Here is a 13,969-nt window from a genome sequence, read left to right on the forward strand (position 1 = left end):
CCAGAGAATTGATGTGGGGCAGCCATCCGGGTGCTCACGCACCCGGCAGGGGGCTGTCGGCCCTCCGGGCCTATTGCGCAGTAACTGATGCGACGTCCCGAGCGAAAGGCGACTATAAAAAGTCGTATGTTCCACTTTTCCGATTCGCGTTTGGCGTCGGTCTTGACTTCGCGTGAGCAAATTGCGTAACCGTCTACGGTAGTGTTCCAATCAGTTCTTTACATGGATAATTCTGCGATGACGGTTCGCTCTAATTTACGCTGTTACTTTGGTCGGTTCGAAGCGATGCTTGTCTTACTTGGGATTGGCACCGCCTCATTAGTGGGTTGCGGAAGTAATGCGAGTTCCGATGCAACCAATGGTTTGGCGAGTGTCGGGCAATCCGCTGCGGTTGCTCAGGCGAACGAAACCGATGTGCCTACCATCGCGCCGACCGATGTCGTCAGCCAGTTTCTGGACTTGGTTCGACGCGGTGGCAGTGATTCCGGTGCATCGACCCTGCTTACCACGAAAGCCCAGTCCGAACTGAATCGGATCGGTCGCACGGTTCAGCCGATCGGTTCGCCCGATGCACGGTTTGTGGTTACGAGGGCCGAATCGGTTCCAGAGAATCCTGGTGCCACGTTGGTGCATAGCATTTGGAAAGAGCCTGGTGTCGGAAGCTCGCTGCAAAATGCTGATCCAGCATCCGGCGAATCATCTGCGGACAACGCGATCTTGGAATATCAAGTCGTCTGGGCTCTTCAAAAGGAAGCCAATCAATGGCGAATCTCGGGTTTGGCAATGGAAATTGACCCCAACCAGAATCCTTTGATTGTGAATTTTGAGGACGGAAATCGAATGGCGGCACTGCTCGCCGAAACGGAATCGGTCGATCAATCTGATAATTCTGGCTCGAAATCTGCCGGGAACTCGAATCCTGCTGCCACCAATGCTGCTGTTGAAGATTCGACCCTGAATCGATAGCGATCTGCCAGTAATATCAGCCTGCACTTCCTGAGACCGCCGCAAGGGTTGATAGTCTTCCCATGCGCGGGTGATGGTGGATTGCTGCCCCCTCCAGGATGAAGTTGTACGTGCGTTAAGCGGTCTGGCATATTTTCGCCACTTCCATCTCTCTAACGCCTCTGCCCTTCTAAACCGGCAGATTTGACCGATTGACACCAAGGTCGCGGTAGCTACTGTACAGTCCAAACTACGTGAGCCGCGAAATCCTCCTAGTCTGTGCATCTTGTCATTTTGCAGGTGCATGTTTTGGCGTTCGTGGCTCAAGTTCACCTAAGCGACAGATGTCACGTCGTCATCGGCTTGGTGGGGGGCCTAGGATCAGGCTCATTAAAACTGTGTGCGAATTCGGATCGCACTAAACGCTCCGATAAACTCAGGAGAAATCTATGAATCGGAATTTGGTGAGCTGCGTTGCAGCATTCGCATTGATGTTTGGATCGACTTTGGCGATGAGCAGCCCAGCGGAAGCTGGCCACGGCCTGTTGAAGAGAATCCACTGTAAGAAAGTTGCTTTCTTCCAAAAGCTGAAAAATCGTGGATCAGGATGTTGCGAACCAGCACCTAGTTGCTGCGCCCCAGCTCCAGAACCATGTTGTGCTCCGGCACCCGAACCCTGTTGTGCACCCGCGCCGGAACCAGCACCATGCTGTGCTCCTGCACCAGCATCAGAACCATACTATGCACCCGAGCCAGCCGCGGAACCATGCTGCGGTGCCGTAGAAGCTGCACCCGTGTCGGATTGTGGTTGCAGTGGCAGCCCCGTTGCTCCGGTGATGATGGAAGCAGCACCTGTTTCGGATTGTGGTTGTGGTGGCGAAGTTGCCATGGAAGCACCAGCCGAAATGGGCTACGTCAGCGACTCTTACGTTGGCGATTCTTATGCTGGCGACTCTTACGCCGGCGACTCTTACGTCAGCGATTCGGTTGAAAGCTATGAAGCAGCACCTGCAGCGTCCGACGAAGGCTTTGACCTTGCACCGGGCGAAGTAATGGTCCCAGGCAGCTTGCAAACGATTGGCACTTCCGAAGCCGCCGCACCGGTTGCCGAAGAAGCTGTCCCAGCACCTCAAGCTGATCCAGCCATGGATTCGCCTACAAGCAGCAGCGACACTCTTGAAGAAGAAGCAGGCGAAGCTGTTGAGGCCGCCGCCGAAGAAGCTGCCCCGCCAACTCCTTCCGCCGACCCAACCACCGACGCGTAGTCCAGTTTTGACTGACGCCTAGTCAAGTCATAAGCAAACTGCCGCAGTCAATCTGAGGCATTTTTAATAGCGAACCACTTTTGTCTTCGGGCAAGGGTGGTTTTTTTATGACCTAGGAATGGTCACGAAATAACTTCACGAGACTTGTTTCGACGAAATCCCAACCCGAACGCGGGAAGTTACTTTGGGACAGCTCTTTAGGAACTTGCGGTGCTTTATCGTCGCGTTTCGCTCGTTCCTTACGCATCCTGATCGCTAATGGATTCAACAATGTCAGGTCTTAGCCTCGCAACATCGTTATGGTCTTCGACGTCGTCGGGTTTCAAAAACAGATGTTCGCTTTCATCACAGTCGCGAACAAAAAACCAACCGGCACTGGTTTGAACTTCTTTGGCGCGATCCGAATCAGTTTGAATTGCGTCCGTGGAATCACTGGCGTTTCCGATCCAACGTTCTGGGCCACACCAATCCAGTTGTTCGTTGCCAAGGCCTTTTAAGATGGCTGGCAGGTGCGTATCGGGTGTGGGCGACGGCATGCGAACCGGCGGCGTGTCACTGATAATGATCGGTAGCCGACAATCATGGCTGCGAATCGGACCAGCGCGATGCCCGATGAATCCGTTTTGGCCAAGCGAAAATCCGCTGGTCCCAACGATCATGATGCGTACATCTTCGCGTAGCAGAGATTGGTGAAGAATTTCAATCATCAAATCCAGCAGACGAACTTGGCATCCGTAGGTTCGCATCCAGGACGTCACAAGATCTGGATGGACGCCCGCGCCGCCACGTTGGTCATTCAAATCTAGCTTCGGCACTTCGCATGTGGGCATGATCGCCGGGATCGTCTCGGCGGAATCGATCGGTTCGCTTTGCGACGGCTGATGCTGATCTGGAAATTCAAGAGGTTCAAGATCCAATTCAATTTCATCGATGGGAAACAGTGAACGCGGGGCGTCCCAAACTTGAGTCAAAACGCTGGTGTGCAGCCACATCAAGCTCCAATCACCATCGCAAAGCGAGTCCTGCTCGATCACGGCAGCCATCTGGGCAGCGATTCGAGTCTCGTCGATCTCGTCCGCGGGTTGGCTTGGAAGCGGTCCCGATGCATTCAACTGAACCACGGTATCAAAAGCGGCAGACTGATCCTCGGGACAGCTCACATCACTGATCAGGACCGTCGAACCAAGCTGTCTCCAAGGTTCTAACCAGTGATGCAAATTGGAAAGGCAAACCGGTAACCCTGGCGAGCGATCTTGGGTGTTGATCCAGCGGTCGAACACGCAGCCACTGGCCGCGATTTGATCCATCGCAGGCGTTTGATTCCACGACGATCCGTAGCACCCGATCGCGGACGTAGCCAAGCCTTCGATCGACAGAACCAGTAACGGCCGCCCGTCCTGGAAAAGATCGGTTTGCGAATCGCCGGGGAGTTCGCCGGGGAGTTCGCTGGGCAAATCGTCAGCGGGTTTCGTCATCGTGAAATGACCGGCAAACCGTTGCTCGGCTTACTTGCGTCATTCCCACCCCCAGATTCGCTGCCGGATCCGCTGCCGGATTTTTTGAGTGAATCTGTATCCGGGTCTTCATACTTGGCGACATCAAAGTGGCGGCTGTAGGTTCCGAAATCATTAAACGCGTATTTCTTGGCCCAGCGGTAAACAAAACTGCGTTCTGGAATTTCGTCGCCGGGTTGAAACTGACTTCGACGCGGTGTGATGTTCTCGAGTTCTTCAATCACTCCGCCGCGTACCGTCGTATCCCGTGCACCATGTTTCTCGGCCAATTGGACCAGCAAGTCTGGACGTTCCATGATCACGCAACCGCGAGTGTGCTGGGCGGTCAGTTCGCGGAAGTCGGTCAGGAATTCTGACTTGTTGAACGTTTCCGCCAGCGGCACATCATCGTGAATCGACTCGGTCGCTAACTGGATCACCGGACAGGGTTCAATGTCACCCCAGGGGCCGACATGATGCGTGAATCCGGTTGCGGCTGGACACAACGCGTTGCCCGCGTCGTCGTGATAAGCATCGACAACCACGATCGGTTTGGTCGCTCTTGTATCGACCACGAATTGCCGGACCCGTCGTTGTTCGTCGCTGGAAAGTGCCAATTGCGGATTAGGTTCGGGGCCGACGGGCCGATAGATATGGAACCAGCAATACATCACGCCCATTTCGATCAGGCGATCGACCCAGGCATCGCGAACCAAGTCATCGATATTGGATTTGCAGACGCTGGTGCAAACGCCGACCAGCAACTTGTGCTTCAGCGCTGTTTCTAAACCCTGCATCGTTTGGCTCAGCACGCCACCGCGACCGCGGCGAGTATCGCTTACAATTTCGCTGCCTTCGACACTGATCAGCGGCGTGACATTGCCCAACCGCCGCAGTTCTTTGGCGACGTCATCGGTGATGAAGTGACCGTTGGTGAAGACTTGGAAATAGACATCGGGATTGGCTGCAAAAATCTTCATCAGATCTTTGTGCATGAACGGTTCACCGCCCAGGATGCCAAAGAAGCTGTTGCCCATTTCCTTGGCTTGGCGAATCGTTTCGTTGGCCGCGTCTAATTCAATCCGGTGCTGTTTGGAATCAACATCGACCCAGCATCCCTGGCATCGCAAATTGCAACTGTTGATGACCGACAGATACAAAAACGGCGGGAAGAACTCGCCGCGTTTGAGTCGCCGTTTGTGCTTGTGAACGCTAAGCAATCCACGCACGCCCAGCATCCAGGCCGCTTTGAGTAGAAGGCGCTTGTCGGTTTCGACTAAAAACCGGCGAGCGAGGCGAAGATACATTCTGGTTGTCTGACAGGTGAGAGAATTATGGTGGGTTCAACAAAACGACTTGCGTATTCTAAACGCTACGGCCAGTTCGTGGTCACGAATCATCGGCCCCAATAGCTTACTCATTTTTGGTCGTTTTTGTCGCTCCATTCCGGTGCAGGCACCGTGAGTCGGCAGACTTTTTGTAGGCCGTAGCGAGCCATAGCGAGTTACGGCGTTGCGCAGATTGCCGTAACTCGCTTTGGCTCGCTACGGCCTACATGTTGGCGATCTGGGAAATGGGGCGTTGGTGCTATGGTGCTGCTTGCCCAATCAGCTCAGCGCGACTTCTTCGCTGCTGTGTTTGCGGCTGCTGTTGATTTTGTGCTTTCGCATCTTGCTGTACAGCGTGGTCGGCTTAACCTTGAGCGCCGCCGCCGCACCGTCGCGGCCGTAGACCTTGCCGCCGGATCGTGACAGTGCGTCCAGGATGGCTTGGCATTCGATCTCGGCTAGTGATGTCTTTTCAAGCGATGGCGGCTTGCGGGCGGCTTCAGTATCGCCGGCCAGCCACGATGCATCGACCGCCAATGTGTCGCCTCGGCTGACAATCATCGACCGCTCGATGATGTTTTCGAGCTCGCGGACATTGCCTGGCCAATCGTATTGCATCAGCCCATCCATCGCCCGCCGATCGACTCGAGTGATCGCCTTGTTCATGCGAACTGAGAACCTGGTTATGAAGTGATTGATCAGCGCCGGAATATCTTCGCGGCGTTCCCGCAGTGGCGGAACGTGGATCGGGAAAACGTTCAAACGATAAAACAAGTCCTCGCGAAAATTGCCGGCCTCCGCATAACTCTTTAGGTCACGGTTCGTCGCAGCGATGATGCGTGTGTCCACTTCAATCGGCTCGCTACCGCCGACCCGGTCAATCAAACGCTCCTGCAAAACACGCAACAGCATCACTTGAGTCTCTGAAGGAACTTCCGAAATCTCGTCCAGAAAAATGCTGCCGTGATGCGACAACTCGAACCGGCCAACACGACGCTGAGTCGCACCAGTGAACGCGCCTTTTTCGTGACCAAACAATTCGCTGGCGATCAGGTTGGGAGCCAACGCGGCACAGTTCACCTTGACCAATAAGTTTTCGCGGCGGGAACTGGCGTCGTGAATCGCGCGAGCGATCAATTCTTTTCCCGTTCCGGTTTCGCCCAGGATCAAAACCGTCGCATCGCTCAGTGCAACTTGCTCGATCGCAACTCGCAACTGCCGCATCGCTCGGCTATCGCCGATGATGTTTTCAAAGTCGTGGTCTGTGTGCAATTCGTCTCGCAGGTAAACGTTTTGCTGATGCAGTTCTTCTTTTAGCCGATCAATTTCGCTGTAGGCAGCCGCGTTATCCAAAGCGACCGAAAGCTGAGCCCCAATCTCATCGAGCAATCGCAAGTCCCACTGCGTCGCGCGGTCTTCGTGTCGCGATGCAATGCCCAGCAATCCAACATGCTGATCACGCGACAGCAGCGGCAAATGAGCCACCGATGAAAAACCTGTTTCCAGCAATCGCTTGTGTTCTGGAAATGAATGCGACTGATTTAAACTGTCAACGACCAAAGGCTGTCCGTTCTGGCGAACCCAACCGAACGCAGAATCCGGGAGCGGTTGAGATGAGATTTCAACCCAATTGCGATCGTCACCATCGAACTCGATCGCGAACCCGTGTCGCGACTCCTCATCATCAGAACTCAACACCAAGCTGACGCGATCGCAATTCAACAAGCGATTGATTTGCTCGGCAGCATGCTCGAACACCTCACGCCGATTCAAACTTGAATTAACGACCTGCCCCATCTTCACCAGCGACCGATAACGACGTTCGGATTGCCGGAGTTGCCCGGTCTGTTTGTCGACTTCTTCCTGCAGCGTTTCGACAAACTTATCTTTGACCTTGTTTGCGTCGGCAAGTTCCTGATTGGTGCGTTGCAGTTCCGTGACCAACCGGTTGCGTTCCAGGCTGATCGCGATGTGGCCGGCCAATCGCTTCAGCAGCGAGGCGTGCGATTGAGTGTAGGTGTTGGCGGTGCGGCTAGAGAAGAAGATGACGCCGATCGGTTTGGCATCGGCCAATAGTGGCAGCGTCAAGCTGGAACGCATTCCTTCACGCTCGATCAACGCCGTCGATGCCGAGCTGGGTTTCTCGGCGAGGTATTCCTGCAGGTCATCAATGATGCGCGGCTGCCCGGTTTCCAAAAGCGGAGCCAGGGTTGATCCTGCAACCCGCGCGGCATAGCCGACTTTTAAGGCAACGTCGCCGTCGGAACGGCACGAAATTAAACGCAGTAGATTGAAGGGTTGCTCGAGCAGCGCGACGGCAATCCGGTTGTACGGGACGATGCCACTAAGCTGGTCATAGGCCGAATCAAGCAGCTCGTCCAATCCCTGCCCCATGTTGATCTGATCGAGCATTCGAGTGACGAGAAGCTCGAAGTTTTCTGGATTTTTGGGCATGAGAAGTGACGATATATCGTCTTGTGGTGCGATTTAGCTACGTAGCTAACGGGCGGAGTTGCTAGTATTGAAAAGGACGCTACAATGCGGGCGTCTGATTCGATAGGATACCCAAGCATGACGATACGCACAAACCGATGTGACTTTATTTCGTCACAATTGCGAGTGTGGGGCCTGAGGCAGGTGAGGTACCGTAACTGCTTGCCGCTGCATAGCTTGCAACGGAAGCGACAAGCTTGCTTCTAATTGGTACGCTACTTGCATTCGATTGAATCAGTCATGACCAGTTCCCGCTCAACACCCGTTTTGTGAAGGCAAACACGATGGCAATCACTGTGACAGCAACCGCAGTCAAAAAAATCAAGGAAGTTATCACCGAACAAAAACTGCCGTCGGAAGTGGCGTTGCGTGTTGGCGTTGTCGGCGGTGGCTGCAGCGGGTTTGAGTACAAGATGGAGTTCGATGAAGAGGTCAGCCCCGAGACTGACATCTTGACGGAAGTCGATGGTGTCTGTGTAGCGATGGACAAAAAAAGTGCGACGCTTCTGGACGGCACTGAATTGGACTACCACGAAAGTTTTGAGAAACGCGGCTTCGTCTTTAAGAACCCGAATGCCACCAAGTCATGTGGTTGCGGAAGCTCGTTCTCGGCATGACGCGTTGTCGGCACATCGTCGGCACAAAAATTGGGCGGCTCGCTGAGACCCCGCCACCAAGATCCTGATCAATGAATCCTTCAAGGAAAGATACGAATGACATCTGAAAACGCAATGCTCGAAGAGTTCGCCCAACGCGAGTACGAGCATGGATTCGTCACCGAGATTGAATCTGATGCGATTGAACCGGGCTTAAGCGAAGACGTCGTGCGGTTGATCTCCAGCAAAAAAAATGAACCTGAATGGTTGCTGGAATGGCGATTGAAGGCCTACCGACATTGGTTGACGATGGAAGAACCAGAGTGGCACAACGTCAAGTATCCAAAGATCGATCACCAAGCGTCTGTTTACTACTCGGCCCCTAAGAAGAAGCCGAAGCTGAACAGCTTGGATGAAGTCGATCCGATTCTATTGGAAACCTACGAAAAGCTTGGCATCCCGCTGCACGAGCAAAAAGTGTTGGCCAACGTTGCCGTCGATGCTGTGTTCGATAGCGTTTCGATCGCGACGACGTACCGCGAAACGCTTGAAAAGCATGGCGTCATTTTCCTCCCGTTTTCCGAAGCGGTTCAGGAGTATCCCGAACTGGTCAAGAAGTACCTGGGTTCGGTGATTCCGACGTCAGACAACTATTACGCGGCACTCAATTCGGCTGTCTTTAGCGACGGTTCGTTTTGCTTCATCCCCAAGGGCGTTCGTTGCCCGATGGAGTTGTCGACTTACTTCCGAATCAATGCAGAAAACACCGGCCAGTTCGAACGCACGCTGATCGTTGCCGAAGAAGGTGCCTACGTCAGCTACCTGGAAGGCTGCACCGCACCGAAACGCGACGAGCATCAATTGCACGCGGCCGTTGTTGAACTGGTTGCGTTGGACGATGCCGAGATCAAGTACTCGACGGTTCAGAACTGGTACCCGGGCGACTCCGAAGGCAAGGGCGGGATTTACAATTTCGTTACCAAGCGTGGTGCGTGCCGTGGCGAGAACTCGAAAATTTCTTGGACGCAAGTCGAAACCGGTTCAGCGATCACTTGGAAATATCCCAGCGTGATTCTGCAGGGCGATAACTCGGTCGGCGAATTCTATTCAGTCGCCGTGACCGCGAATCATCAACAAGCCGATACCGGCACCAAGATGATCCACATCGGCAAGAACACCAAGAGCACGATTATCTCTAAGGGTATCTCGGCGGGCGTTGGCCAGAACAGCTATCGCGGTGAAGTGAAGATGATGAAGGGTGCGACCAATGGTCGGAACTTCTCGCAGTGTGATTCGCTGTTGATCGGCGATCGCTGTGGAGCTCACACGTTCCCCTACATCGAAGTCCGCAACACGACGGCGAAGGTTGAACACGAAGCGTCAACATCTAAGGTGGGCGAGGACCAGATTTATTACCTTCGTCAACGCGGATTATCAACCGAAGATGCGGTCAACATGATCGTCAACGGTTTCTGTAAAGAGGTTTACGATGTGCTGCCAATGGAGTTCGCTCTTGAAGCTCGCAAGCTCCTCAATGTCAGCCTGGAAGGCAGCGTCGGATAGTCGCTACGTTCCCGCAAATTGCTCCTCAAATTACGCCGGACTCTTGACGAGTTCCGCACCGATCCAGATCACCACCACTCCAAAAAAATAACTCATGTTAGAAATCAAAAACCTACACGCCCGAGCTGAAGACAACGAAATCCTTAAAGGCGTTAATCTGCAGGTCAGGCCTGGCGAAATTCACGCCATCATGGGGCCCAACGGCTCCGGCAAGAGCACGCTTTCGCACATCATCGCCGGTCGTGAAGATTACGAAGTGACCGAGGGCGAGATTCTGTACAACGGCAAAGACTTGTTGGACATGGACATCGAAGAACGGGCTGCCGAAGGCGTCTTTTTGGCGTTCCAGTATCCCGTCGAAATCGCGGGTGTCAGCAATAAGTATTTCCTTCGCACCGCGATGAACTCGGTTCGCAAGTACCACGACGAAGCGCCGATCAAGCGGAAGGAATTCTTGGCGTTGCTTAAAGAGAACCTTGAAAAGCTTGGCATGGACAAGGTGATGATGGACCGCAGCGTCAACGAAGATTTCTCGGGTGGTGAAAAGAAGCGGAACGAGATTCTTCAAATGGCAATGCTGCAGCCAACGCTTGCGGTTCTGGACGAGACCGATTCAGGCTTGGACATCGACGCGCTGAAAATTGTTGCCGATGGCGTCAATGCACTTCGCAGCCCCGAACGTGCGACGATCGTTGTGACTCACTACCAACGATTGCTCGATTACATCGTGCCTGACCACGTTCACGTTTTGGCAGGCGGCAAGATTGTCCGTTCGGGCGATAAGTCGTTGGCGTTTGAATTGGAAGAAAAGGGATACGGTTTCTTACAGGAAGAAGCGGTCGCGACATAAGGACTGCGGAGAGTTCGCAAGTCATTCTCTGACGACCTTCCATGGTCGCTGGTAAAGCTAACAATCAACCTTATCACTCATCAAAACATGATCGCCACCGAAATCGAAACTTATCAAGATCAGCACGCGGCCTTCCAAACGGGATCTTCCCCGGATTGGCTCGTTGCCCTTCGCCAACGAGGACTCGACGCCTTCACGCGGCTGGGCCTTCCGACCAGAAAGCTGGAAGATTGGCGATTCACCAACGTCTCGTCGCTGACCAAAACCGCCTACGATGCAGGCACGAATGGACTAACCGCAGGCGACACCGCCAGTAGTGAAGCCATCGCCGAAGCCAGTGATTTGCTGCAGCAAGCGAGCCTGGACGAAGACTACCATCGCTTGGTTTTCATCAACGGTCGCTACAACGAAAAGCTGTCACAGATTCACGACGTTAACTCCGGCGTCGTCATCGATACGTTGGCAAACGCACTGAGCAATCGACCTGGTGAAGTTCAACAACAACTCGAAAGCGAATTGGACTTTAACGATTCAGCTTTCGCGGCTCTGAACACCGCGTTCGTTGGCGACGGAGCCATCATTGACGTGCCCGAAGGCGTCACGCTTGATCGGCCCGTTCATCTCGTTTTCCTTTCAACAGGAAGCGGTCGTACCTTATCGAATCCACGAAACCTGATTCGCATTGGCAAGGGCGGCAAAGCCAATGTGATTGAAAGTTTTATGGGCCACGGTGATTCTTACTTTACCAATGCAATCACCCAGGTCACGCTCGCCGACAGTGCTGAATTAGACCATCACAAGCTGCAGCACGAACAAGTCGGTGCGTTGCACATTTCGACAACCGGCGTCGATCAAAAGGCCAGCAGTCGTTTCCGGTCGCATTACTTCTCGTTCGGTGCTTCGATCGCTCGCAACGAATTGGATTGTCTGCTTGATGGTGAAAACATCGAGACGACTTTGAACGGTTTGTACATGCCGACTGGCGATCAGTTGATGGATTGCCGAACGCGAATCGATCACGCGATGCCGCATTGCAACAGTTACGAGTTGTACAAAGGCATTTTGGATGACAAGGCCAAGGGCGTTTTCAATGGCAAGATCTTTGTTCGCGAAGACGCACAAAAGACCGATGCGAAGCAAAGCAACCAAGCGTTGTTGTTGTCCGATGACGCAGTCGTCAACACCAAGCCACAATTAGAAATCTACGCCGACGACGTCCGTTGTACTCACGGTGCGACGATTGGCGAATTAGAAGAAGACGCGCTCTACTACCTGCGAGCCCGCGGGGTTCCGGCTGACCTGGCACGGCAGATCTTGATCTTTGCCTTTGCCAACGACGTCGTGCAGGGAGTCGAGTTGCCAGCGGTTCGTCGCCACCTGGAATCGGTGTTGCTTGACGGCCATGATCTATCCGAAGACATCTTATAAGGAAGCGTTGAAATGACTCATGTCGTCGCCGAACCGTGCTCGGGTTGCAAGTACACGGACTGCGTTGTGGTTTGCCCAGTGGAATGTTTCTACGAGGGCGAGCAAATGCTTTACATTCATCCTGACGAATGCATTGATTGCGAAGCCTGCGTGCCGGAATGCCCGGTCGAAGCAATCTTCCACGAAGATAATCTGCCGTCGGAGTGGGAATCGTACACTCAGTTGAACGCGGACAAGTCCGAAGAGTGCGAAGTCATCACGGAACAGAAAACGCCGCTCGCCGAACCCAAAGACGAATAAGCCAAAAGCTGATTCGCGCGTTCGACGATTTTCAGTAGGCCGTAGCGAGCTTCCAGCGAGTTACGGCAATGCGCAACGATGCCGTAACAATGCACAACGCTGCCGTAACTCGCTGGAAGCTCGCTACGGCCTACGTTTAAGGACGGGCAAGGGAACGAAGCTTGATGTTGCACGCCTTGCTCTGGCAATCCAACGCCGACCTAGTGGCACGAATCCTGGATCATCCTTTCGTCCAAGGTTTGGATGACGGTACGCTGGACCGAGAATCGTTCCGGCGATACGTCGCGCAAGACGCGTTCTTTTTGCGAGCGTTTTTGAAGGCTTATGCGGTCGCTGCTGCGAAGTGCGATGACTTTGATCAGGCACGTGTCTTCCACGATTTGATGGGCGGTGTCTTCGACGAAATTCAACTGCACCAAAACTATGCTGCGACGTTGGACATCGATCTCAGCAACGTTCGGCCCTACGCTGCGACCTCGGCTTACACCGACTTTCTGCAGCGAGTTGCTTGGCATGAAAGTCTTGCCGAGATCATCGCGGCGATGGTTCCCTGCATGCGTTTGTATCAGTACTTGGGCAGCGAGTTAGCGGCGTCGCTTCGTACCGATCATCCCTATAAAGATTGGATCACAACGTACGCCGGCGAAGAATTTGCCCAACTGTGTACACGGTTAGAATCGCTGCTCGATGAGCTCGCGACGGATGTGCCAACTGTCCACGAAGCCTACCGCTGCGCGATGCAATGCGAGTTCGATTTCTTCTCTGCTCCTTTGGAAAAGGATTCCTGATGCCGGTTGCTTTAACGATTGCTGGTTCTGATCCATCCGGCGGCGCAGGGTTACAGGCTGATTTGAAAACGTTTCATCAGCATGGCGTTTACGGCACCAGCGTTGTGACTCTTTTGACAGTTCAAAATACGCAAGCGGTTTCGGCCGTCGAGTCGATCGATCGAGACTTTGTTCTCGCACAGTTGGATGCCGTCTTGGATGACATTCCACCAACAGCGGCGAAGACAGGAGCACTCGGCAGCGCTGAGCTGATCGAAGCCATCGCGGAACGAGCGGCAACGTTTTCCTTTCCGCTGGTCGTCGATCCGGTGATGGTCAGTAAACATGGCACAGCGCTGATTGACGATGCTGCCATAAAGACGTTTACTGACCGACTGCTACCGAACGCGTTTCTGGTCACACCCAATTTGCTCGAAGCCGCAAAGTTGGCCGCGATGGAAATTACCGACGTGCATTCAATGGAAAAAGCGGCCAAGGCAATCGCCAATTTTGGCGTCAAGAATGTGCTGGTCAAAAACGGAAATCTCAACGGCGACGCAATCGATGTTCTCTGGAGCGAAGGAAAGACGCACATCTTTCCAACGCCCAGAATTGAAACACAAAACACGCACGGAACCGGCTGCGTCCTATCAGCCGCAATCACCGCAAGATTGGCCAAGGGCGAACCGTTAGTAACGGCAGTCAAAGCAGCCAAGCAATTCATCACCGCGGCGATCCGCACTAATCCAGGTCTGGGACAGGGATTTGGTCCCGTCAATCTGTTCATTAAAACGTAGCTGATCCCGCCAGGGTTCAGTCCACGATCGGATTAAGCTCGACTGAACCCTGGCGGGATCAGCTACGGACAGGTCGCAATGCCGTGAAGAAAAGTATGTAGGCCGTAGCGAGCCATAGCGAGTTACGGCAATTTGCGCACCGCC

Annotated in this window: 12 protein-coding genes; 9 read left to right on the forward strand and 3 right to left on the reverse strand. The window is 53.7% G+C overall.

Annotated elements, in window-relative coordinates:
- Positions 1 to 237 precede the first annotated feature (237 nt).
- Together RC85_RS21730 and RC85_RS28620 are read left to right on the forward strand one after the other, a co-directional pair.
- Positions 238 to 966 (forward strand): hypothetical protein, encoded by a 729-nt coding sequence (locus RC85_RS21730; protein ID WP_157594001.1) that lies wholly within the window; start codon positions 238 to 240, stop codon positions 964 to 966.
- 773 nt (positions 967 to 1,739) lie between these two features.
- Positions 1,740 to 2,210 (forward strand): hypothetical protein, encoded by a 471-nt coding sequence (locus RC85_RS28620; RefSeq protein ID WP_235033363.1) that lies wholly within the window; start codon positions 1,740 to 1,742, stop codon positions 2,208 to 2,210.
- 239 nt (positions 2,211 to 2,449) lie between these two features.
- Here the strand turns inward: RC85_RS28620 and RC85_RS21740 are convergent, their stop codons facing one another.
- The 3 genes from RC85_RS21740 to RC85_RS21750 form a co-directional block, all read right to left on the reverse strand.
- Positions 2,450 to 3,685 (reverse strand): hypothetical protein, encoded by a 1,236-nt coding sequence (locus RC85_RS21740; RefSeq protein ID WP_068266842.1) that lies wholly within the window; start codon positions 3,683 to 3,685, stop codon positions 2,450 to 2,452.
- Complete coding sequence (locus RC85_RS21745) at positions 3,682 to 5,010, reverse strand: radical SAM/SPASM domain-containing protein (protein WP_084422921.1); 1,329 nt, start codon at positions 5,008 to 5,010, stop codon at positions 3,682 to 3,684. The genes RC85_RS21740 and RC85_RS21745 overlap by 4 nt, the downstream gene beginning before the upstream one ends.
- A 300-nt stretch (positions 5,011 to 5,310) precedes the next feature.
- On the reverse strand, positions 5,311 to 7,485 hold the full coding sequence (locus RC85_RS21750; protein WP_068266844.1) for a sigma 54-interacting transcriptional regulator: 2,175 nt from the start codon (positions 7,483 to 7,485) through the stop codon (positions 5,311 to 5,313).
- Positions 7,486 to 7,808: 323 nt separating this feature from the next.
- Between RC85_RS21750 and RC85_RS21755 the strand changes: the two genes are divergently transcribed.
- The 7 genes from RC85_RS21755 (at position 7,809) to thiD (ending at position 13,825) form a co-directional block, all read left to right on the forward strand.
- The gene (locus tag RC85_RS21755) at positions 7,809 to 8,141 is read left to right on the forward strand and encodes a HesB/IscA family protein (RefSeq protein WP_068266846.1); all 333 of its coding nucleotides are present in this window, start codon (positions 7,809 to 7,811) and stop codon (positions 8,139 to 8,141) included.
- Between the two features lie 96 nt (positions 8,142 to 8,237).
- Positions 8,238 to 9,683: a Fe-S cluster assembly protein SufB gene (gene sufB / locus RC85_RS21760; protein WP_068266848.1), complete on the forward strand. Its 1,446-nt coding sequence runs from the start codon at positions 8,238 to 8,240 to the stop codon at positions 9,681 to 9,683.
- A 94-nt stretch (positions 9,684 to 9,777) separates the two neighbouring features.
- Positions 9,778 to 10,533 (forward strand): Fe-S cluster assembly ATPase SufC, encoded by a 756-nt coding sequence (gene sufC, locus RC85_RS21765; RefSeq protein WP_068266850.1) that lies wholly within the window; start codon positions 9,778 to 9,780, stop codon positions 10,531 to 10,533.
- A gap of 87 nt (positions 10,534 to 10,620) precedes the next feature.
- Positions 10,621 to 11,961, forward strand: a complete 1,341-nt coding sequence (gene sufD / locus RC85_RS21770) for a Fe-S cluster assembly protein SufD (RefSeq protein ID WP_068266851.1) — start codon at positions 10,621 to 10,623, stop codon at positions 11,959 to 11,961.
- Between the two features lie 12 nt (positions 11,962 to 11,973).
- Positions 11,974 to 12,261, forward strand: coding sequence for a 4Fe-4S dicluster domain-containing protein (locus tag RC85_RS21775; RefSeq protein ID WP_068266853.1), 288 nt, complete (start codon positions 11,974 to 11,976; stop codon positions 12,259 to 12,261).
- Between the two features lie 164 nt (positions 12,262 to 12,425).
- Entirely contained in the window at positions 12,426 to 13,049 is a 624-nt protein-coding gene (locus RC85_RS21780) for a TenA family protein (protein ID WP_068266855.1), read from the forward strand.
- Positions 13,049 to 13,825 (forward strand): bifunctional hydroxymethylpyrimidine kinase/phosphomethylpyrimidine kinase, encoded by a 777-nt coding sequence (gene thiD / locus RC85_RS21785; RefSeq protein WP_068266856.1) that lies wholly within the window; start codon positions 13,049 to 13,051, stop codon positions 13,823 to 13,825. The genes RC85_RS21780 and thiD overlap by 1 nt, the downstream gene beginning before the upstream one ends.
- Positions 13,826 to 13,969: the final 144 nt, after the last annotated feature.

Source organism: Rubripirellula obstinata (assembly GCF_001642955.1).
GTDB classification, from domain to species: Bacteria; Planctomycetota; Planctomycetia; order Pirellulales; family Pirellulaceae; genus Rubripirellula; species Rubripirellula obstinata.